This is a genomic window from Aerococcus mictus (genome assembly GCF_003286595.3).
GTDB lineage: Bacteria > Bacillota > Bacilli > Lactobacillales > Aerococcaceae > Aerococcus > Aerococcus mictus.
On record NZ_CP132985.1, the window covers coordinates 1,383,421 to 1,404,113 of the forward strand.

A 20,693-nucleotide genomic window follows, 5' to 3' on the forward strand; every position below is an offset into this window, starting at 1 on the left:
TCCTTTTTCACGATAAACTGACCATCTAATAAAAAAAGAGGCTATGACCAAAGTCAGAGCCCCTAGTTAAATAGCAAGTGCTATGCCGGCAAACCATAAGTTAAAGACTTCATGGGTAAGGAAGGGGGTACGGCGGATAAAGAACTCGGCCACACTATTATGACTTAAGAAGCCTTGGACACCTTCCAATCCCAGTAAAGACAAAATGGCAAAGACAAAAAACAAGGTGAACCAGGCAGTGATAAAACCAGTAATAAAGCCGCCCAGGCTCAAAACCTTTCCTTGGCCTTTTCGATACTTAGACGGTGAGAAGAGGTAAAGAATAAAACTCTTAATAACTTGGACCCCCACTAAAATAAGGGCAAAGGCCATGGCTCGGTAGTAAATCACATCCATATTAGTCAAGACGGCATCAGGATAGTATGAGAAGTCACTGGTCATGGAATAGCCAGGAAAAGGGATAATCAATTCTAACTTCTCCGCTAAAGGTAAAAAGTACTCCTTAGCCACAAAGAAGCTGACTCCTAAGGATAGGACCTGCAGGAGCTGCACACCAAAAGTCCGGCGACTATAATCCATAATGGTTAAGGCAAAAAATATCAGGACTAAGATTAAGGTAATGGTGGTATTAGACAAGCCAAGCCCTCCTTTCTAATCGCGGGGCGTCTTAGAGAGGCCTTGGGCTTTCTTAGCTGCAAAGGGATCATAGTAAACCACAGAAGGGTCGGCTTTTTTCTTGCCTTGGTTAGCTTTAGCCTGCTTTGAAGTTTTTTTACCACTTTGCCCTTTATTTTCACTCGCCTTAGCCTGGCTTTGACTTTCACGGAGTAAGTTTTGACTAGCTTGGCTATAGGAAGGTTGACTTTTAGCTTGGATCAGCTTGCCTCCTTCAGAGAAAGCGGTCAAATGAGGTTGTTGAATAGTTTGCTTTAAGGCTTGTAGTTCAGACTCTAAGCGGGCTTTTTGCCGGCTTAGGCGTTCAATTTGCTCTCTTTGGCTGGCTATTTCAGCTTCACTCTCTAGCCAGTGGGAGGTCGCATTAACAGCGACTAAGAGGGCCATTTTCTGATTTGAAAGAATTGAAGGTTTGCTTTTAATTTCATTTAAGGCGATATTTACCCGGCGAACCACTTCTTCAATATGTTCTTCAGATTTACTGCCAACAATTTTTACTGTTTGTTTTCCAAAATGAGCGGTATATTCTTGTTGCGACTCAGTCATGAACAGTCTCCTTTCCTGAACATTTACTCCTTATTCTACCATTGACACGAGGGCTTGACTAGTCATTGCCTTAATAATAAAAAGAGCTGAGAAAGTTATCCCAGCCCCTTATTCAATTTTATAAAATTAGTCTTTATCTTGGCTTTTATCTGTTTCTAAAATATCTTTTAATTCATCGGCAACAAACTGAACATCGGTACCGACCACGATTTGTAAATTATGTTCATTCACTTTTCTTAAGCCAGGAACACCGGTAGCCTTGATTTTGCCTTCATCAATAGCATCTGTATCCTTCAATTGAAGACGTAGGCGGGTAGCGCAATTGGCTACTAATTGAAGATTATCTTTTCCTCCAAGACCTTGGTAAATATTTTGGGCCATGACTTGGTATTTATCTCCACTTTGCTTAGCGTCCTTAGCTGCATGGCTTGCTGTTTGGTCTGCTTCACTGACCGCTTCCCGTCCTGGCGTTTTAAAATCAAAGCGACGGATTAAGAAGTCGAAAAGGAAGAAATAAATGACAAACATAGCTAGACCTAGAACAAGGATCATCCATTGGTTATTAGCCATAGGCATCCGCCAAGACAAGACCATATCAATCAAACCTGCTGAGAAGGAAAAGCCTAGGGTTGCATGTAAGGCTGAGCAAATAAAAAGGGACAAGCCGGTTAAACAAGCGTGGACAGCATAGAGGGCTGGAGCGGCAAACATAAAGGAAAATTCCAGTGGTTCGGTAATCCCAGTCACAAAGGCTGCAACAGAACCAGCAATCAGTAAGGAAGCAACCGATGCCCGGTTTTCTGGACGAGCATTCTTATACATGGCTAAGGCGGCCCCAGGTAAACCAAACATCATAATCGGGAAGAAACCGGCTAGGTAGCGTCCTGTCACCCCAGGTTCTCCTTGACTGGACCAGAAATTACCAATGTCATTAATCCCAATGGTATCAAACCAAAAGACATTATTAACAGCATGGTGGAGTCCAAAGGGAATCATCAGTTTGTTAGTAATGCCGTAGATACCCGCTCCGATATCTCCTAAGTTAGCGATGCCGGTCCCAAAGGCTACTAAACCACCATAGACAGTGGGCCAAAGGAAGAGTAAGATAACCGCTAATACTGCTGACAAAGCAGCCGTTACAATAGGAACGGCTCGCTTACCACTGAAGAAACCTAGCCATTGGGGTAACTTAACATTGTGGAAACGGTTATACATTTCTCCAGCAAGAACCCCGGAAATAATTCCTATGAAGACATTATTAATGGCCTTAAAGGCTGGGTTAACTTGGTCGATGGCTTGGCCGGTGATTCCACTTAAAATTTCCGGACTTAATAAGGTGGTGATCATTAAGAAAGAAACCGCCCCACTCAAGGCAGCTGCCCCGTTATTATCTTCAGCAATCCCCATGGAAATTCCCAAAGCAAACAGTAGAGGCAAGTTATTAATCACGACTAAACCTGCTTGAACTAGGAAAGTCGCTAAAACGTTCGAACTTCCTTGTAAGGCATTAGCATCGATGGCATAGCCAGTTCCCATAAATAAAGAGGCCACTACCAATACGGAAACAGGCAGCATCAGGGACCGGCCGATTTTTTGTAAGTAATCTAACATATGAAATCTCTTTTCTCTCTAGTATTCAATAATTAACGTCTCAAGGACTGAGCCATTTTGAAATAGGTGTGGCGCTTACCACGGATAGCAATGCTTAAGGCCATAATATTTTCGGGGTCTGGCATTCGTCCATAGCTCCCATCACCAATATGATGAATATCCGCCCCAACCTGCTTATTATTTAAGGCAAAGGAGCGAATGGTATCTGGACTAGCACTTTCTTGGCTGGTGCCAATAGTTGCCATCACTAAGCCATCTTGGGCTTGGACTGCTTGGCAAGCTTGATGAGCTTCTTCTAGTAATACTCCAGGCACTGTGCCGACACTAGGCATCAAGACCCCGTCCGCACCTGCTTCAATAAATTGCCTAAATAAGCTAGCATCAATCAAAGTTTCTCGTTTACCGGCACCATGCATTTTCCCCGCTAAGATTAAACCAGAATAAGCTTGCCGGCCCGCTGCTAGGGCAGCTAAGATATCGGCATTAGTCACACCCGTCGAGGGATTAGCGGTTACCATGACAAAATCCACGCCTAAGTCTTCTGCCGTGGCGAAAGCTTTGGAGCTCGCCCGTCTTCCTGGACTAATTTCAACCTTTTCATCGAGGACCTGACTGTCAGCAGATACGGGTTCCAGGTTGATGCCAATGGGACGCCCGGTAAGTTCTTTAATGGCTTCAATCACAGGCTGCTTGCTTTCAAACCCCTTAATTTTGGGGTGAAAGACATCCAATTCATTCAAACAGATGAGGTCTGCCCCAAAAGCCGTCATCACTTCGGCGTTGGTTACCCCCTCAATTAAAGGAGCAGCGGTTACCACCGTTTCAGCCATAATAATCCGGCCTTCACTGGCTTGAATACTTTTTTTGAGCTCATCCTTAGTAAAGTTTTTAACTTCACTGGGAAAAGCACTTATCAAACGTTTCATAAATCGACTTCCCACCTATCTAAGAAAAATCTGAATTACCTGCAGCATTTATAATAATTGAAAAAAGTAAGCATCTCAATATCTTTTTAGTTAATAATAAAAAGCGTGTGACAGTCACAAAAAGGAGCTTCGTCCTGTCACTGAAAGAGATTTGGATTAGAGTGTAAACAAAAAAGAATGGAAGTTTCATCCATCCTTTCAAAAATTTTAACGATTATCGGGTGAATATTTCTCTTCGATGCCACTAAACCAATAAGAGAAGATAACCCCCGCCACAAACATTACTATGGCCAAAATTAAAGTTGTCATAAAACTCAAGCCTGTTTCCATTAACCCTTCTGGAGTAAAAGCTGGAAAGACCACGGTCGGAAAGATAGCTAAAGAAGAACCGATCACAGTTCCTAAAATAAAGTGGTACATTTTGGCATAGTAGTGGTCAAAAAGCCAGTTAGCTACTTTGGCTAGGGCCAAGACACAGAGAATAGCACCAAGGCCTAGAGGAATAATGACGCCCATGTTTAAATGAGATATTCCCGCTGACATCTTTTCGTATAAGCCAAAGTAAATCAAGAAATTACTTGGGCTCATGCCTGGGACAATCACGCCTAAACCGATCAAGGCCCCAGAAAATAACCAAACCCCAAAACTAGGTGTTAAGTGAGAAAAATGTTGGCCACCAAAGACCATTAAGGCAAATAAGGCCAAGGCAGTCAGACCCATGACCAGGTAATCGGCTGTGCTTCGCCCTTCTTGCCCGGCTTGTTTAAAGAGAGATGGAAAAGTTCCTACCACAAAACCGATAAAGAGGCAGGTAAAGAGGGCCTCATAAGAACCAAAGGCCTTCATAACGAAGAAGGAAAAGAGAATAATCCCAATGACAAAACCGATACCTACTGGGATAAAGTAACGGACATTTTGCCAAAATTTATGGGTAATATTGCCTAAGAAATTCAGTAATTTGTCATAAATACCAAAAATTACTGCTAGAACCCCACCAGATAAGCCTGGTAAGATTCCCCCAATACCGACAAAAGCTCCCTTGACCAAGCGTAACCACCAGTCCTTTGAAAAGACTTTGTCTTCATTTTCAATGTCATTATTATGTGAATCAGTCATTAAAATGCCTCCAAATTAATCATTAATTTCACCATTATAACCGAAATTCAGCCGTATAGGCCGTTTTTCGGTAAAATTAAACTTTCTTTAAAGAGTGGCCCGATTCGCCCAACTAAGATTTACTCTGCCCGTAAGGCTTCGACCGAGTCAAGTTTGGAAGCCCGGTTGGCGGGTAGGAGACCAGAAATAGTAGCAATCACCACAGCAATAGCCAAGCCGATAAGTAGGAATTGCCAAGTAATATCTAACATGGAGACTTGGAAGAGCTGATTTAAGACCTGGTTAGCTAAAGCAGCAAAGGCAATGGCCAGTCCTCCCCCTAAAAGTCCGGAGAAAAGACCGATCAAGAAGGATTCAGAAATAAAGATACGGCGAATATCCTTACGCCGTCCTCCAATAGCCTTAATGACCCCAATTTCTTGGGTTCGTTCCACGACACTAATATAAAGAACGGTTAAAATCATGATCGCAGAAACCAGTAAGGAAATACCGGCCACACCGATAAGGACAAAGGTGAAGATATCAATCATTTCCGTAAAGGTTTTGACCAAACTTTCGGTGGCCGAGCCCCGATAGCCCATATCCGCGATGCTCTCCTTGATTTGTGGGGTCAGACTCTCATCTTCTGCCAATAAATACACCACATTGGGCTTGAGGTCAATGTCTTGGTCAGCTGCTAACGTTTCTAAGTCATCATAGTTTAAATAAACGGTGTCAAAGATAGCCGCTGATCCCATAGTCTCGTCAGCCTGGTAAATGCCAGAAATAGTAAAATCTGCTTTGAGATCTTTTGTTTCAAAGTCAACTTGAGGCTCAGCTTTTGACCGATTGCTGACTGACCAGTATCTTCAGCCAACTTATCGGCAATCCCACGACTAACTAAGATTTCTCCCTGTTCGGGTAAATGGCCTTCAGGCAGGTTAGCGGGAGTGATTAATGACGAAATCGTCTGTAAGTTCATGAAGGGGTAGGTCGGATCCTCTTTTTTGAGGTAATCGGTCCCTAAAGAGAAATTGGTATAGCCAACTTCAAGGGCTTCTACCCCCGATATCGCCCCAAGTTCTTCAATATTTTCCTGCTCGAAGGCCGGATCTTGAAAATCGGGGCTGATAGTGGTTTGGGGAAGATTTTGTCCCTCTTTTGACCGGTTGCGCTCTTCCGTGGCTTGCATTTCTGGATTATTCATAGGCATGCGGACTTCAGTCACCTGGGGATTGACCTGGCTTTCCATGGTATCCGTCAAATAATTATTGACCCCCGACCCTAAAGCTAACATCAAAATAATACTCATAATTCCTACTGAAAAGCCAAAGGCAATCAAGAGATTACGCGACCACTTAGCCCGCATATTTTTTAAGGCCAGTTGGATAGCTGACCAGAAAGAAAAGGCATTGGAAGAGGCTTTCTCCACTTGGGGAAGCTGGCGCATGCCTTGATAGTTGGCCAGTGCTCTTTGATTTTCATTAACCCTTTCATCGGCAACGATTTCGCCGTCGCCAATCCTGACTAAACGGCTAGCGATCCCAGCCACTGCTTGGGAATGGGTGACAATAAGGACTAATTTTCCTGAAGCAGCGATTTCCTTAAAAATATCTAAGACGGCGTCAGCTGTCTGTGAATCCAAGGCTCCGGTCGGCTCATCAGCGATAATAATTTCTGGATTATTGACTAGGGCTCGGGCAATAGCCACCCTTTGCTTTTGCCCACCCGATAACTGGTTGGGCCGCTTATGGACTTGTTGACCGAGACCTAGTTGCTCAAGGACAGCCCGGGCTTGTTTTTCCCGTTTGCCTTTAGAAATATTGGATAAATTCATCGCTAGGGCCACATTTTCTAAGACCGAAAGATGGGAAATTAAGTTAAAGTTTTGAAAAACAAAGCCAATCTTATCCTTATGATAATTAACTAAGTCGCGCTCCTTGAAGTCAGCGATGTTCTCCCCTTCAACTCGAATTTCTCCAGTAAAATCAGTATCTAAACCACCAATTAAGTTCATGAGGGTAGATTTACCGCTTCCTGATTCACCAACAATGGCGACTAATTCTCCAGCTTCAAAATCCAAGTTAATATCCTTTAAGGCCTGGAATCGGTCGCCATTAGCCAGGGAATAGTATTTATTCACGGCATTTAAGCTTAATATTGCCATATGCTTACTCCTTACTTTTACTTGCTTTTTATTAGGAAAGCATTGACTAAGACAGTCTCTTAGTCAGTTACTTCATTGAGTGAGGACTCACTTTTAACTCAAGTACAGTAACACTAAGTCCTCCAGAGCGCAAACAATATGACAATAATCAGACCTTGCTGGCAATAATAGGCTTTAGCAACACAGGCCCCTGACAATAAAAGCTTCAATATAAGACAAGGCTTGAGCAAAATCTTCCTGACTCCCACTCTCGAATTGAACCCACTGGAAGGATAAAATCGGTGAAATCATGAGCCGAACAATCAGGGCATTGGGCCAGTTATTCAGTTCTCCCTTGTCCTTAAAATACTCTAGAATGTTAAAAAAGCCCATCTTCAAATGTAGCGGAATCAATTCAGCCAAACGCTTTAAGAAATTTTCCCGGTAAAGCATCTCTTGGGCAAATATCTTCATCACCTTATAGTGGTCAGAATCCTCTTGGAAACAATTGGCTAGAATATGGTGGACAAAGTCTTGGAAAATCCACTTGTCATCTTTAATCCGTTCTAAGTCAAATTCTTGGGCATATTTTTCCTTAGACATTTCAGCAATGATGGGTAAGATACAAGCGAAGAGTAAGTTTTGTTTGCTCCCAAAGTGTTTGAAGAGCGTTCCTTCCCCTACGCCGGCCCGACCAGCGATTTCTTTCGTCGAAGTATTGCTGTAGCCGTAATCGGCAAATAAATCAATACTTGCTTGGAGGATAGCATGCTGGCGCGGGGTCAAGGTTTCCTGACGCGAAAATTTTCCTACAAAGTTTTTGATATATGCATCCATCAACAAGTCCTCAATCTTTTTAAATTATAGTAATGCTTTTATTATATCAAAACCTTCACTAGTTAATAAATAAATTAAAATATTTTTAAGTTAAATATAAACAATATTAGTTCCCCATATTCTTATCGCTAAACCAGTCCACAAAAAAGAGGCAAGACCTTGGTCCCACCTCTTCTAGAGTCTAAAATAATGTGTATATTAGCGGGCACCGCCGCCTCCGCCTCCGCCGAAGGCTCCGCCCCCGCCACCGAAACTCGAAAAGCCACCGCCACCACTGGACATGGCTGAAGTCATTTCTGGAGCTAGGGATTGGCTATAAGAACGGTTCATGGCATTAGCAATATAGTAATACTGCCAGAAATTAATATCATTAGCCCCGCTATACACCGATTGTTTTTCAAAATCAGGATAGAGACTGGTAAATTCTTTGGCAACTTCTTCAGCAATTCCTAAAACCGCTGCATAAATTAATAAGCGATCCCAAAGTGCCACTTCTTGGGCACCACGTTCATTTAATAAGGAGAAATCCTTAAGATAGTTGTAGAATTTGACCCAATTATCTCTTAATTGGTGGCCTTTATCGGTAAAGGGATAAGTCACCTGGCTATCCGCTAAGTAGCGCTGGTCTTGGTCTTCCTTAGCCTTGGCATAGGTCTTATTTTGAATAAAGTCCCCTGCCAGCAAGTAGTTTTTACTATAAGAGCGGTAAGATATGGAGACGCCTTTTAGTCGATCCGTACGGCTTTGACAATATTTTTTGAAGTCTTTTTCTGAAAATTGACCCTTGTCATCCGCAACTTCATTAAAGATCCGCCACCAGTCCTTAATCGGCTCTAGATCTGGAGCTTGATAAGCAGAATTTACCATAAAGTAATGCTTATCCTTCAACAGACCCGCTTCGCCCCCTAACTTGAGACCACCTTCTTTAACTAAGTAAAGGATGGTACCAGTTAAATAGTTGCTATCGAGGTCATCAATGGCCAGTTGGTCCAAAATGAAGTAATCCGAATAAATATTATCAGCGGGCAGGTCCCGGTAATACTGACCGTCTAATTCCTGACTTCTCCGTTCAAGAGAAGGATACCATTTCTTCAGGGCTCGGTTCCTCTTGATGGCCTGACGCACTCCGGCTAGGATACCGACTACACCAAGGCCGCCAAGCCCTACCAAGCCCCACTTGACCGCCTTTGGCATCCGCTCACCCGGCATGGAGGTAATGTCTTCAACTGAAGCATTACTATCATAGTCTTCCCAATTATAGTCGGACCCTTCAAAGGCTTCCTTGACATAATCATCAAAGGCCTTATCCGAAGTCCACTGGGTCGGATAGGTCCCTTGAGGAATACGAACTAAGAGAATACCGCTCCCAGAGCTAGGTAGGGTATCTTTGGATTCAGCCACGACTTTTCCATCTTCAATATGGACTTGGCCACGAAAACCAAAACCCCACACCCTGTTATTTTCCAGGTTAAAATCTTCCTTTTCAGAAGCAATGGTCATCCGGATAGCTTCTGGGCTGTCGGCCAAATTATCGGAAATAAAGCGCCAATAGATCATTTGATTAGTATCTGTTTGCATCACAAAGTTAGAGATCCGGTAGGACACCTGGTAAGTGTGACGACCATAGTCAGAAATCCCCCAGTTGAGCTCACTATTTTCATTGCGCCCAAATTGATAGGCCTTGGCAGCAAAAGAAGCATCCACATCCCAAGACTTTTGTGGGCTAAAGGGCTGACCATCCATGCTGACCTGGTAGTCAGTTAATTCTTGGGCATCCGTCAAGACCAAGGGCTTATAAATTTCAGTTCCTTCATGGGTGGTAATGTCCCAGTGCTCAGTAATTTTGGCCGACCCGTCTTCCTGGAGGACAGTATCCACCGTGATGGAATGAATATCCTGGTCAACCGCTAAGACAGGCTCCTGATCTGATCGAATCAGATCAAAGGAAAAGATAAGGGTCAGCAAGAGGGCAAGTTTTAGCAGTGGAGAGAATAGGCGCCTGACTACCATTGAGGCATCTCCTGTTTTTCCTCACTACCACGGAAGTATTCTTCAGGATAGAAGCCGGTCATCCCTGCAACTAAGGAATTAGGGAAGGTTTTAATGGTGCGGTTATATTTGGTTACCGTGTCATTAAAAATCATCCGAGCTTGACGGACATTGTTTTCATAGTTATTCACACTGTCCATAGTGATTTGGTAGACAGAGGCAGCCTTCAATTCAGGATATTGTTCGACCACGACGTCAATTGACCGCATCGCCTTTTGGAAGAGGTCTTGGTCATGTTCCACTTCTTCAACCGTGGCATCAGGATTGATTTTTTGCCGGTTTTTCACCACATTAATCAAGGTATCCGCCTCATGGCTTTGGTAGTTCTTGGTAGCTTGGATCAAATTCGTCAAAGCGTCCCAACGTGATTCCACTTGAGCAGCAATTTGCCCCATGGAATTATCTATCATTTCCTTGGATTGGATCATGCGGTTATAAGCCCCGATCCCCCAAACGACGATTAGGACGATTAGAACAAGAATAACAACAAATACAAGTGTGATAATCATTAGATTTCCTCCCTTATTAACGGCTATATGCCTAAAAAGTAATTAATTCTGCCCTTATTTTACCCTAAGTGGTCCAGGAATCCTAGCTAGATCCTAGTTCCTAATGGGATCAAGGGACAAAAGATAGCAAATCTGGTTTCTGACTTGAAAGCGGATATTATAGCCCCCGTAAAGCATCCCATATTCACGATCTTCTTGCCTTTGGTAAGCAGGCCTGGGATCAGCGGCTAAGACCTCAGTAATCCCCGCTCTTTCCGATTGAGAAACTTGGTCCGCCAAGTCTTCGGGCCAGTGAACTTGTAGGGTATTAAAGGCCACCTGGTCAATAAAACCGGATTGCCCGTCATTTAGCGCATCTGATTCACTAGAATAGGGTTTAATATCATAAATTGGGGTCCCGTCTACCATGTCGATTCCCGACACAATTAACTTGGGGCCCTCGGGACTATCACTTTCTAAAGCTTCCAATTTTACGGCTGACAAGGCTAAACGATTAGGACGAAATGGCGACCGCGAGGCAAAGACGCCCACTCGCTGGTTGCCTCCTAAACGTGGCGGGCGGACAGTCGCTTTAAAATTAGCACTCTCCTTGACTTGAGAAAATCCCCAAATTAACCAGAGATAGGTAAAGTCTTCAATCCCTTTAAAGGCCTCCAACTGACGGTATTCCTTTTCAAAGATAATTTCCCCATAGGAATGTTCGGCCTTAACTCCTTGGCGTGGAATGCCAAACTTTTCCTTAAAGGGAGTATGGATATGGGCTATAGGATGAATTTCCATCGGATGACCTGCCTCCTTCTTATCCTATTATTTATTAGCAATTCTCTTAATACTTATCAAAACAGGCCCTGACTCGATCAGCAAAGCGGTCAGGTTCATCAAGATAAGGGCTATGACCGCAATCTTTCAGCAGGTAAAAGTCCTTATCCGGAGCGGCTATGGACTGATAATAGTTAAAGACCTGACTAAAAGGCGCGGTCCAGTCTCTTCCCCCAGAAATAAAGTAAACCGGCACCTGGTAACTATCCCCTTGGGCCAATTTAAATTGATTGGAAACAATCATCAAGGGGGCTTGGATAGCAATATAATGCGACAAATGAAAGAGAAAAAGACCATACCATTTTAAATCCATCCAAGAAAAATCAGGCGCAGTCAAGGCAAGCCAGGTCCCTTTTAAGGCGTCTGTCAAAGGGTTACCCGGTAAATATTTTCCCGCTACTTGTTCTATGGTTAAATAGTCTTGAGCAGGAATCAGACGGTGGTTGAGTTGGTCGTCACTAGCCTGTTTTAAAGAGCGAATTTCCAGTAAACCGTCCATATCACCTGCCGATCGAGCAGCGGTTTCCGCCTGGTCGAGCAGACTTCTCTGTGAAGCAATGATATCAACAATCTGGCTCACTCCCAGATAGGCCTTGACCTTATGGGGATAAGTCTTAATATAGAGGCTGCTCAATTGACTCCCCCAAGAGTGGCCGATAATAAAGATTTTCTCTTGCTTAAAACGCGCCCTTAAATAATCCACGACCTCATCCATATCATCGATGACTTGGGCCAGGGTCATCCCTGAGACTTGCCCTTGGTTTAAGTAATAAGTCCGTCCCGCTCCCCGCTGACTCCAATAAGCAAAGGTATAATCAGCTTCAAGGGCAGGTTGATAGACATAGGTCAAGAAAGGATTAGCCACTCCTGGGCCTCCGTGGACCCATAAAACTACTGGATTAGTCCTTTGATTACCTCTTAATTGCAAGGCCTGTTGGATGCCACCCGCTTGAATGATGACATTTTCTTGGACTCCTCGGGGAGATCTTATTCGACTTTGACGGGCATGCTTCTTCCTCTGCAGCAGGATAGCTAAACTACTCAATCCCAAGAGCCCAATACTGGCCTTGAGGAAACCTTTAAAATTCTGTTTCATGGTCGCTCCTTTCCTCTTCTGTTATTTGCTCAATTATAACACGATTTATTGGCCAACCTGCCCGTCAGCTAGGATTTTGATTGGATAAATGCCCCGCGTTCTAAGGGAAAAATTTATTTTTCAGCAAGGTTACAGATAACTTATTATTTGATTAAATATTAGCCAAAGTTTTTTATTTGTCTTTGAGATTTGCTATACTTAATGCAATTCGTAAAAGCGCTATGAAAGGAGTCCTCTGATGAAATTACAAAAGTTCTCACTGATAAGCCTATCTCTATTAACTACTGGTCTCCTCCTCAGCTCTTGTCAAAACCAAGCCAATGAGGCAGCCAGTGCTCAAGCTCAAAACGAAAGTCAGTCTCAAGCCCATACGATTAAAGAAGATGCCGATAAAGAAGCTAGTCAGCACAATCTGGAAAATCCCGCGGATAGTACCAAGCAAGAAAATATTGACAAAGATGCCAACTACCAAGTCAATCAAACGATTCCAATCTTCTGCCCTGACGATCCAGAAAAATTAATTGCCGAATTGAAAATAACGCAAGTGTCAAATACTGTCAACGCCCTGCCTCAAGACATGGTTGAAGATCCTAACTACGATCACAAGACCCTAGCCACAATTGAAATTGAATATAAGAATATCGCTTCCCAGGATGCCATGGCCATTGGACCAGAAAACTTCACGATCACGGACCAAAATGGTAATCAATTAGAAGCCATCGACCGAGTAGATGGAGACAAATCCGTAGACCAAGGCCAAATTGCTCGCTCACAATTCTTTGTCAAGTATGACCCTAGTCAGGCTTTTGACCAAATTACCATGGACCTTCACACCCTTAATGCCCAAGAGCCCATTGCTCGTATCCATGCCAAGGTTAGTCACGATTAATAGCTAGACGATCAGCTCACGATTAAATAATAGCAAAAGTGCATCAGACAGCCTTTGAAGCATCGTCTGATGCACTTTTTGTCATGTATGCGGTCTTTTATCACTAAAGCCTATGTCTTCTCTCTAAAAACGTGCTAAGCTATGATTAATTATAGATAAAGTTCTGCTTTAGAAAGGACGTTTGATGATGGATTATTTACAATTAATTGAAGATTTAACCAATGCTAAGGGGATGTCCGGCTTCGAAGATGAGGTCATTGAGGTCATTAATAAACACAAGGGAAATTATACCTTGCAAGTGGATAATTTAAAAAACTGCTACCTTAACCTGGACCAGGTCGATCCCACTAAGCCTACCGTCATGCTAGACTCCCACCTGGATGAAGTGGGTCTCATGGTGAAAGCCATTGACAAGGATGGTCTCATCCTCATTCAAACCATTGGCGGTTGGGTTCCTTCTAATTTAACCGCCCAAGTCTTCTATATCCGTAATCGTGAAGGAAAATATTACAAGGGGATTTCAGCCACCAAGCCCATTCACTTTATGACCCCTGAAGAACGGGAGAAAAAAATCGCCATTAGCGATATTAAGATCGACATGGGCGCTACTTCTAGAGAACAAGTCGTCAATGACTTGGAAATTGAAATCGGTCAACCGATCGTCCCAGCTACTAAGTTCTCTTATAATGAAGTCACCCGAACCATCCTGGCCAAGGCCTTCGATAACCGGATTGGAACCGCCTGTGCTGTTGCCATTATGCGTGACTTAGCGGATGAAGTGGGCGATTTTCCCTTTAACCTCGTCGCTGCCCCTGCTGCCCAAGAAGAAGTGGGCACTCGAGGCGCCTCGCTAACGGTTAAACGGGTGCAACCTCATATCGCGATTATTCTGGAAGGGACACCTGCCGATGACTTTACCAATGCAAAAGAGCTCTTACAAGGGCAACTCGGCCAGGGACCACAAATCCGTCATCGTGACAATTCCTATGTAGCCAATACCCAATTAATTGACCTCTTTAAGCAAGCTGCAAAAGCTGAGAATATCCCTAGTCAACATGCTGTCCGCGAAGGTGGCGGTACCAATGCTGGTCCTATTCACCTGGGGAATCTAGGAACACCTTGTGCCACAATCGGTATTCCCAGTCGCTACGCCCATACCAATGCCTGCTTCTGTTCCTATGATGATTTCTTAAATACGATCCACCTGGTTAAAACTTTCCTCCGCCGCCTAACGCTCGAAGATATCCAACAATTTGACCTGAAGACCTATTAAAAACAAATAACGAATTTTCTTGAAAAGGGTCTATGTTTTGAATAGCATAGGCCCTTTTGTAGTGATTTTAGAATATGCCCTTTATCTTATCAAAAAGACCTCTGTTAGGGCTGCCTTACCGTTGAATTGTATGTACAAATTATATTTATTGTTGCATTATTTATATTTTAAAAATGAAATAATTAGCCATTTAGAAGTCTTTAAGTTGGAAAACGCTTTTATTTTTATTTAAAATATAATTAAGCATAAGTAAAGTATGAATTGTGCGAATTATATCACTGTAATTGGATGTCTTAAGAAAGGGTGTATCATAATGACTAAGCGTTTTGTCTATGATGTATTTTCTACAAATGATCAAGCCCGTGCTGCGATTAGTGACTTGATCAGTAAGGGTGTTCCTCGTTCTGCTGTCGTTTTAGTATCCAATGCCCCAATTGACCAAGAATATGGTTCAGAGGTTGACGTGGTCACTTCTGATGAATTAATTGAAGGTGAAGAAAGAAGTTGGTGGGACAATGTCTTAGGTTTCTTCTCTGACGACGAAGAAGACGCAAGAAATGACGATATCGACTACAAGGGCTATGAAGCTTCCTTGAACCGTGGCGATATCTTAGTCCTCATCGACCAAGAATATGAAGGCGCAGTAAGCAACCTCGAACGTTCCCCTTACACCACTGGCCCTGAAGCAAGTGAAGAAGCTACTGGCTATGCTGCCGCTGGTGTGGCAGGCGCAAGTGCTGGTGCGGTTGAACCTGAATACGAAAAAGAAGCTGTTCATACTGATACCCAAAGACCAGTCAGTGAGGCAAGCTCCCGTCAAGAAACTCCTCCAAGCGCTGCTAAAACAGCTGATAACGATACCGAAAGAATCCGTCTCCACGAAGAACAAGTTGACGTTCAAAAACACAAAAAAGACCTTGGTGAAGTTCAAGTGTCTAAGAATGTCGTTGAAGACACCAAGACGGTAGAAGTGCCCGTTCAACGGGAAGAAATTCATATTAAGAAAGTAACCCCTAGTGAGGCGAAGTGGATGACAATGCCTTTGAAGAAGAAGAATTTGTGGTTCCAATCTCTGAAGAAGAAGTTTCTGTGAATAAGAATACCGTGGTAACTGGTGAAGTTGAAATTGAAAAACAAACTCACCAAGATACCGAAACTGTTTCTGAAACCACCCGTCGTGAAGAACTTGATGTTCAAGATGACACGGGTAAGGTCATCGATGACGATGCGAAGAAATAGTTTCCTATAAACCTGCCTTTCATTACAAAACGATCCGCCATTAGAAGCTTTTAATGGCGGATTTCTTTTTTTGTCTACCATTTACTATATGGGGAATTGAAAAAAGGAATAAGCGCGAAAATAAAAATTGACCAATAACCTTTAGTCAATCTTATCTAAACGACTCAGTCTTATCTGCTTGAGGATGAATAAGCAAATTGGGAGGAAGAAATTATAATGAATACCTGTCTAAGGATCACTAATGAATCAAGTCCCTTTGAAATTCAGCAAGGGCTCCATTTATTAGCTGATGTCGATTGGAAAGCCGCTGACTACCTAGCCACTAAATTAAAAAATAAGCGCTTGAAAAATACTGAAATGATTTATTTTTGTAGGAACCACACTGGTCAATTGATTGGCTTTGCCGCTCTACTTTTAGAAGATATTATTTCCAAAGCCGATTTTGGTCCATTTTTAAGCACGGTTTACGTCAACTCTTCCTACCGCAAGCAGGGTTTTTCTTACCAATTGGTAAATAAAATCGAGTTATTTGCGAAACATATTGGGTATACAAAGATATATACGATTACCCAACATGTCGGCCTCTATGAAAAGATGAACTATCATTTCTTTTGCCAAGGAGTTGATGACATGGGAAGAGATGTGCGCGTTTTAGAAAAAAATCTATAATCGATAAGTAGTTTGTAAAAATCGTAAAATTACCAGTAGACATGATAACTCCCCTTAGTTGGCATCCTATTTATAGGAAACTTAAGCCCGCCTTTCTTTACAAAATTAGAGAGTGTGACAGTCACACAAAGGACGAAATCGCTGGAGAAAATTGAGATAAGCTCAGTGAAACTGAACGTTATCAGTTTTTGAAGCGGACGCTCGTCCTGTGACTGGAACACATTTTGATTAAATAGTTCACATTTTACAAAGAGCCTGAGACTTTTGCCCCAGGGTCTTTTTTTATTGTAAAAATCTGTTCACTTGTAAAGTTTATTTAATAATTGAAACTTTATTTTATATTTAAACATATTACTTTTCTTGTATAATAACCCAAAATGTAAATATGGTTTATTAGAGAAAGACTTGAAAGGTTCACTCGTCATTCGATAAAGGTTAGACTTAAAAGACTTGGCCTGGCTGCTTTAAAGAATGCTCAGTCTGAAAATGAAATGTTTCTATCCATTTTAAGGCTGGATCTTACTAGTGCCCCCTTTCAATTAACTTCCTTTTCCATTAATTAAATCACTTAAAGGGGAGATTTTATGAAGAAATCCATACAGGGACATCCTGGCTGCCTAGGAATAATACTTTCCATCTTATTCATAGGCTTTATTTTTATGCTTTTTGCTTATCTGGCACCATTTATACTTGCCCTATCGCTCTTTTCTATCTTCTATTTTACCAAGAGAAAAGTCAATCAGAGAAATAGGAATATCGCCATTCTTTGTGCAATTGTCGGCCTTTTGGGGACATTATTTGTAACCCCTAGCCTATTTAACCACAAAGAAAACACTACTAACCAGGCTGCTGTCAGTCAAAGTGCTTCAAAGACTTCAGAATCCAAAAAAGAAAAAGCTAAGAGCGAATCGGAAAGTAAAAAGTCCCAATCTGATGCTGAAAAGGAATTATCTAAAACTAGAGAGGTCCCTCAGGATAAGGCCTATGTTGAGGTCAATGGTAATAAACCCTTCTTTACTGATGATGATTTAAAGAGTAATGAAGCCTATGAAAAATACGGTGACTTAGATAAACTCGGCCGGGTTACCGCCGCCAATGCCGTATTAGGAACAGAACTAATGCCTGATAAGGTCAGAGAAAGTATCTCTGAAGTTAAACCTAGTGGCTGGAAGCAAGCCCGTTATGTGAATATTCCTGGTGGTTGGCTATATAATCGTTGCCACCTGATCGGCTATCAATTAACTGGCGAGAACGCCAACCCTAAGAATTTAATGACCGGTACCCATTGGTTTAATAATGAGGGCATGCTCCCCTTTGAAAACTTTGTCGCGAATTACATTGAAAAAACCAACAATCATGTGAGATACCGGGTGACTCCGGTTTTTGAAGGAAAGAATTTGTTAGCCAGCGGTATCTATATGGAAGGCTATTCCATCGAAGATGAAGGAAAGGGACTTTGTTTTAATATTTACATTCCTAACCGGCAAAAAGATGTTGAAATTAACTATGCCGATGGAAGTAGTAAAGGCCCAGCTGGCCCACAAGAATATTCAAAGGATACCCAATTAGAAAAACTACCACAGTCAAAAAACAAGGCTAAAACTGAAAACAAGGCTGAGTCTAAAGAGCCGACTCCTGCTGCTGAGGATACCGCTCAGCCAGAAGCAGAAGCACAACCCGCTGATCAAGCATCTGCTCAAGAGTCAGCGCCTAGTCCAGCTCCGGCCCCAGAGCCAGTGCAACCGCCTGCTCCTGCTCCAGCACCGGAACCGGCTCCTGTCCAGCCTTCCGCCCCACAAAATTCGCTAGCCGGTATCGATACGGATGGCAATGGTATTGTCACTATCAAAGAAGCTAGAGCTGCTGGCTTCTCCATGCCTATTCGAAGCGACCACTGGTTATACCCTTACATGATCGATCGCGATGGCGACGGTATGGTTGGGGAATAATAAAATTGACTATCAGTAAAAATTAATTACAGAGGTAAAGCAAATGAAGATTCCTAAATACGTTGTCTTACAGGTTTCCTTAAAAGAAAAGCTTATCGGTACAGGTTCTAAAAATCTAGATAAATTAGAAGCTGTGATCAACCAGCAAGCCAAAAAAGGTTATCGTTTGCACACTATCGCCACCAGTAGTGCCAATAGTACTGGATTACTCGGTGGAGATCGAATCCAAGCTACTTTGGTTTTTGAAGAGATAATTTAAGAAGAAATCTATTCCTATAATACTTAATCAAATAGATTATACTTTAGTATTCCTTTGAATCTGATACCATATAGATAGAGAAAGCGCTGGTATCCAGTACGACTAGCACCTCGGTTCATATTGAATGAAGGTGCTTTTTATTAATAAAGAATTTAAAACACTAGAACAGCAAATAGATATACTAAAATATTGAGAATTAACTATTGAAAATTTCTAATAAGCCCAATTTAAGCCCAAAATTTCTATCATCTAATCCTAGATTTATATACAACCCTCTTATAAACCGCTCTATAACAACAAAACCGCTACTAGCATTTCTAGTAGCGGTTTTTGAGTATTATCTTTTCTACTATTCCCATTCCACTGTTGCTGGCGGCTTAGAGGTAACATCTAAGACCACGCGGTTAATGCCATCCACTTCATTAACAATACGACGGCTGATGTGGTCGAGGACATCATATGGAATCCGCGCCCAATCCGCGGTCATCCCATCCACTGAGGTAATGGCACGGATAGCAATGGTGTATTCATAGGTCCGTTTGTCGCCCATAACCCCAACTGACTTAAAGCCAGGGAGAACGGTGAAGTATTGCCAAATGTCGCGGTCGAGGCCAGCATTGGCGATTTCTTCACGGAGAATAGCGTCTGATTCACGAACAATGTGAAGTTTTTCCTTGGTAACTTCGCCAATCACACGAATGGCTAAACCAGGGCCAGGGAAAGGTTGACGCCAAACAATATTATCTGGCATGCCTAATTCTGTCCCCACGGCGCGCACTTCATCCTTAAATAAGGTGTTGAGGGGTTCGATGAGTTCAAATTGCATGTCTTCAGGCAGTCCCCCAACATTGTGGTGAGACTTGATGGTTTCAGCGGTTTCGGTCCCTGATTCAATCACGTCTGTATATAAGGTCCCTTGGGCTAAGAAATCCATCCCATCTAACTTGGTCGCTTCGTCATCGAATACGGCCACAAATTCATGGCCAATAATCTTCCGTTTAGTTTCAGGATCAGAAACGCCAGCTAATTTACCTAAGAAGCGTTCTTGGGCATCGGCTTTGATAATGTTTAAGCCAAACTTGCCACCTAGGGTTTCCATGACTTGGTCAGCTTCACCTTTACGGAGTAAACCGTGGTCAACAAAGATACAGGTCAATTGGTCACCGATAGCTTTTTGTAAGAGGACACCAACCACGGAAGAGTCTACCCCACCGGAAAGACCGAGGAGAACTTTCTTATCGCCAACGCGGTCACGAATACTCTTAATTTGCATGTCAATGAAGTCAGCCATGGTCCAGTCTCCCTGGCAACCACAAATTTCATAGACAAAGTTTTTCAACATTTGTTGGCCATGGATGGATGAGCGTACTTCAGGATGGTATTGGAAACCATAAACTTGGGCGTCTTCGTTTTCAAAAGCAGCAGCTGGGCTATGAGGAGCCACACCTGTGATTTCAAAACCTTCAGGAATCTTAGCAATACGGTCGCCGTGACTCATTAAGACGGTTTCTTTTTCAGCTAAATCTTTAAAGATTTTAGAATCGGTCTTTTGAATGGTCATTTCTTGTTGACCATATTCGCGTTTGTCAGAGGCTTCAACCACACCACCGAATTTCTTAGTGATTAATTGCATCCCATAACAAATTCCTAAAACTGGTATTCCTAAGTTAAAAATTTCCTCGTCAATATCAAAGGAGCCTTCTTCATAGACTGAGTTAGGTCCTCCCGAAAGAATGATTCCCTTCACCTGGCCCTGGTCTTTAATTTCTTGAGCAGTTTGCCGGTGAGATTGTAATTCAGAATAGACTCCCAGTTCACGAATACGGCGGGTAATCAGTTGGTTGTACTGGCTGCCGTAGTCAAGAACGATGATCTTTTCTAGGTCCTTTAAGGCTTTCATCCTAAGTTATCACTCACTTCCCTTATAATTTCTTTCTCATTTTATCAAAAACGCGCACATAATTCTAGTATTCCTTTCCTTTAATTCGGATTTATTCCTTTTTCTATCGATTTAACCGATGCAAAAAGAGGTCCTTTATCGGGTTTGTATTTTTATAAAGTATTTATTAAAATACTGTGGGAGATAATTCAAAGTTGTTATAATTA

At 42.5% G+C, this 20,693-nt stretch carries 20 protein-coding genes; 7 read left to right on the top strand and 13 right to left on the bottom strand.

Annotated features, from left to right (window positions below):
• Positions 1–66: 66 nt before the first annotated feature.
• The 12 genes from DBT49_RS06390 to DBT49_RS06445 all read right to left on the bottom strand — a co-directional run bounded on the left by DBT49_RS06390 (position 67) and on the right by DBT49_RS06445 (position 12,309).
• The gene (locus tag DBT49_RS06390) at positions 67–636 is read right to left on the bottom strand and encodes a CvpA family protein (protein WP_070559820.1); all 570 of its coding nucleotides are present in this window, start codon (positions 634–636) and stop codon (positions 67–69) included.
• Between the two features lie 15 nt (positions 637–651).
• Complete coding sequence (locus tag DBT49_RS06395; protein WP_070559818.1) at positions 652–1,221, bottom strand: cell division protein ZapA; 570 nt, start codon at positions 1,219–1,221, stop codon at positions 652–654.
• A 126-nt stretch (positions 1,222–1,347) separates the two neighbouring features.
• Positions 1,348–2,832, bottom strand: a complete 1,485-nt coding sequence (nagE, locus tag DBT49_RS06400) for an N-acetylglucosamine-specific PTS transporter subunit IIBC (protein WP_070559816.1) — start codon at positions 2,830–2,832, stop codon at positions 1,348–1,350.
• 32 nt (positions 2,833–2,864) lie between these two features.
• A complete protein-coding gene (locus DBT49_RS06405; RefSeq protein WP_070559814.1) occupies positions 2,865–3,758 on the bottom strand; it encodes a DUF7916 family protein in 894 nt (297 codons plus the stop codon).
• Between the two features lie 207 nt (positions 3,759–3,965).
• Complete coding sequence (locus DBT49_RS06410; RefSeq protein WP_070559813.1) at positions 3,966–4,874, bottom strand: DUF368 domain-containing protein; 909 nt, start codon at positions 4,872–4,874, stop codon at positions 3,966–3,968.
• A 119-nt stretch (positions 4,875–4,993) separates the two neighbouring features.
• Positions 4,994–5,611, bottom strand: coding sequence for an ABC transporter permease (locus DBT49_RS06415; protein WP_224783830.1), 618 nt, complete (start codon positions 5,609–5,611; stop codon positions 4,994–4,996).
• Positions 5,575–7,020 carry an ABC transporter ATP-binding protein/permease gene (locus tag DBT49_RS06420; RefSeq protein WP_224783831.1) on the bottom strand — a complete coding sequence of 482 codons (1,446 nt, stop codon included), beginning with the start codon at positions 7,018–7,020 and terminating at the stop codon, positions 5,575–5,577. The genes DBT49_RS06415 and DBT49_RS06420 overlap by 37 nt, the downstream gene beginning before the upstream one ends.
• 174 nt (positions 7,021–7,194) lie before the next feature.
• The gene (locus DBT49_RS06425; RefSeq protein WP_070559811.1) at positions 7,195–7,836 is read right to left on the bottom strand and encodes a TetR/AcrR family transcriptional regulator; all 642 of its coding nucleotides are present in this window, start codon (positions 7,834–7,836) and stop codon (positions 7,195–7,197) included.
• 198 nt (positions 7,837–8,034) lie between these two features.
• A complete protein-coding gene (locus tag DBT49_RS06430) occupies positions 8,035–9,846 on the bottom strand; it encodes a DUF2207 family protein (RefSeq protein ID WP_070559809.1) in 1,812 nt (603 codons plus the stop codon).
• Positions 9,840–10,394 carry a LemA family protein gene (locus DBT49_RS06435; protein ID WP_111872370.1) on the bottom strand — a complete coding sequence of 185 codons (555 nt, stop codon included), beginning with the start codon at positions 10,392–10,394 and terminating at the stop codon, positions 9,840–9,842. Before DBT49_RS06435 ends, DBT49_RS06430 begins: the two co-directional genes overlap by 7 nt.
• 93 nt (positions 10,395–10,487) lie before the next feature.
• Positions 10,488–11,174, bottom strand: coding sequence for a tRNA (N6-threonylcarbamoyladenosine(37)-N6)-methyltransferase TrmO (gene tsaA, locus DBT49_RS06440; protein WP_070559805.1), 687 nt, complete (start codon positions 11,172–11,174; stop codon positions 10,488–10,490).
• A 46-nt stretch (positions 11,175–11,220) separates the two neighbouring features.
• Positions 11,221–12,309 carry an alpha/beta fold hydrolase gene (locus tag DBT49_RS06445; protein ID WP_070559804.1) on the bottom strand — a complete coding sequence of 363 codons (1,089 nt, stop codon included), beginning with the start codon at positions 12,307–12,309 and terminating at the stop codon, positions 11,221–11,223.
• Positions 12,310–12,547: 238 nt separating this feature from the next.
• Here DBT49_RS06445 and DBT49_RS06450 point away from each other — a divergent pair, with 238 nt between their 5' ends.
• The 7 genes from DBT49_RS06450 (at position 12,548) to DBT49_RS06480 (ending at position 18,587) form a co-directional block, all read left to right on the top strand.
• Entirely contained in the window at positions 12,548–13,198 is a 651-nt protein-coding gene (locus DBT49_RS06450) for a hypothetical protein (RefSeq protein WP_070559802.1), read from the top strand.
• A gap of 187 nt (positions 13,199–13,385) precedes the next feature.
• Positions 13,386–14,471 (top strand): M42 family metallopeptidase, encoded by a 1,086-nt coding sequence (locus tag DBT49_RS06455; RefSeq protein ID WP_070559800.1) that lies wholly within the window; start codon positions 13,386–13,388, stop codon positions 14,469–14,471.
• Between the two features lie 313 nt (positions 14,472–14,784).
• The gene (locus DBT49_RS06460; protein ID WP_258451580.1) at positions 14,785–15,564 is read left to right on the top strand and encodes a YsnF/AvaK domain-containing protein; all 780 of its coding nucleotides are present in this window, start codon (positions 14,785–14,787) and stop codon (positions 15,562–15,564) included.
• Positions 15,561–15,710 (top strand): DUF2382 domain-containing protein, encoded by a 150-nt coding sequence (locus DBT49_RS06465; RefSeq protein WP_258451581.1) that lies wholly within the window; start codon positions 15,561–15,563, stop codon positions 15,708–15,710. The genes DBT49_RS06460 and DBT49_RS06465 overlap by 4 nt, the downstream gene beginning before the upstream one ends.
• A 216-nt stretch (positions 15,711–15,926) precedes the next feature.
• The gene (locus DBT49_RS06470; protein WP_070559796.1) at positions 15,927–16,379 is read left to right on the top strand and encodes a GNAT family N-acetyltransferase; all 453 of its coding nucleotides are present in this window, start codon (positions 15,927–15,929) and stop codon (positions 16,377–16,379) included.
• Positions 16,380–16,963: 584 nt separating this feature from the next.
• Complete coding sequence (locus DBT49_RS06475; RefSeq protein ID WP_070559794.1) at positions 16,964–18,328, top strand: DNA/RNA non-specific endonuclease; 1,365 nt, start codon at positions 16,964–16,966, stop codon at positions 18,326–18,328.
• Between the two features lie 43 nt (positions 18,329–18,371).
• Positions 18,372–18,587, top strand: coding sequence for a DUF4177 domain-containing protein (locus tag DBT49_RS06480; protein WP_064292141.1), 216 nt, complete (start codon positions 18,372–18,374; stop codon positions 18,585–18,587).
• A 349-nt stretch (positions 18,588–18,936) separates the two neighbouring features.
• Here the strand turns inward: DBT49_RS06480 and guaA are convergent, their stop codons facing one another.
• Entirely contained in the window at positions 18,937–20,487 is a 1,551-nt protein-coding gene (gene guaA / locus DBT49_RS06485; protein WP_070559790.1) for a glutamine-hydrolyzing GMP synthase, read from the bottom strand.
• Positions 20,488–20,693: the final 206 nt, after the last annotated feature.

Coding starts and splice junctions, on each gene's coding strand:
- DBT49_RS06395 (WP_070559818.1), bottom strand. CDS start 1,221: ATGACTGAGTCGCAACAAGAATATACCGCTCATTTTGGAAAACAAACA.
- nagE (WP_070559816.1), bottom strand. CDS start 2,832: ATGTTAGATTACTTACAAAAAATCGGCCGGTCCCTGATGCTGCCTGTT.
- DBT49_RS06405 (WP_070559814.1), bottom strand. CDS start 3,758: ATGAAACGTTTGATAAGTGCTTTTCCCAGTGAAGTTAAAAACTTTACT.
- DBT49_RS06410 (WP_070559813.1), bottom strand. CDS start 4,874: ATGACTGATTCACATAATAATGACATTGAAAATGAAGACAAAGTCTTT.
- DBT49_RS06415 (WP_224783830.1), bottom strand. CDS start 5,611: ATGGGATCAGCGGCTATCTTTGACACCGTTTATTTAAACTATGATGAC.
- DBT49_RS06420 (WP_224783831.1), bottom strand. CDS start 7,020: ATGGCAATATTAAGCTTAAATGCCGTGAATAAATACTATTCCCTGGCT.
- DBT49_RS06425 (WP_070559811.1), bottom strand. CDS start 7,836: ATGGATGCATATATCAAAAACTTTGTAGGAAAATTTTCGCGTCAGGAA.
- DBT49_RS06430 (WP_070559809.1), bottom strand. CDS start 9,846: ATGGTAGTCAGGCGCCTATTCTCTCCACTGCTAAAACTTGCCCTCTTG.
- DBT49_RS06435 (WP_111872370.1), bottom strand. CDS start 10,394: ATGATTATCACACTTGTATTTGTTGTTATTCTTGTTCTAATCGTCCTA.
- tsaA (WP_070559805.1), bottom strand. CDS start 11,174: ATGGAAATTCATCCTATAGCCCATATCCATACTCCCTTTAAGGAAAAG.
- DBT49_RS06445 (WP_070559804.1), bottom strand. CDS start 12,309: ATGAAACAGAATTTTAAAGGTTTCCTCAAGGCCAGTATTGGGCTCTTG.
- DBT49_RS06450 (WP_070559802.1), top strand. CDS start 12,548: ATGAAATTACAAAAGTTCTCACTGATAAGCCTATCTCTATTAACTACT.
- DBT49_RS06455 (WP_070559800.1), top strand. CDS start 13,386: ATGGATTATTTACAATTAATTGAAGATTTAACCAATGCTAAGGGGATG.
- DBT49_RS06460 (WP_258451580.1), top strand. CDS start 14,785: ATGACTAAGCGTTTTGTCTATGATGTATTTTCTACAAATGATCAAGCC.
- DBT49_RS06470 (WP_070559796.1), top strand. CDS start 15,927: ATGAATACCTGTCTAAGGATCACTAATGAATCAAGTCCCTTTGAAATT.
- DBT49_RS06475 (WP_070559794.1), top strand. CDS start 16,964: ATGAAGAAATCCATACAGGGACATCCTGGCTGCCTAGGAATAATACTT.
- DBT49_RS06480 (WP_064292141.1), top strand. CDS start 18,372: ATGAAGATTCCTAAATACGTTGTCTTACAGGTTTCCTTAAAAGAAAAG.
- guaA (WP_070559790.1), bottom strand. CDS start 20,487: ATGAAAGCCTTAAAGGACCTAGAAAAGATCATCGTTCTTGACTACGGC.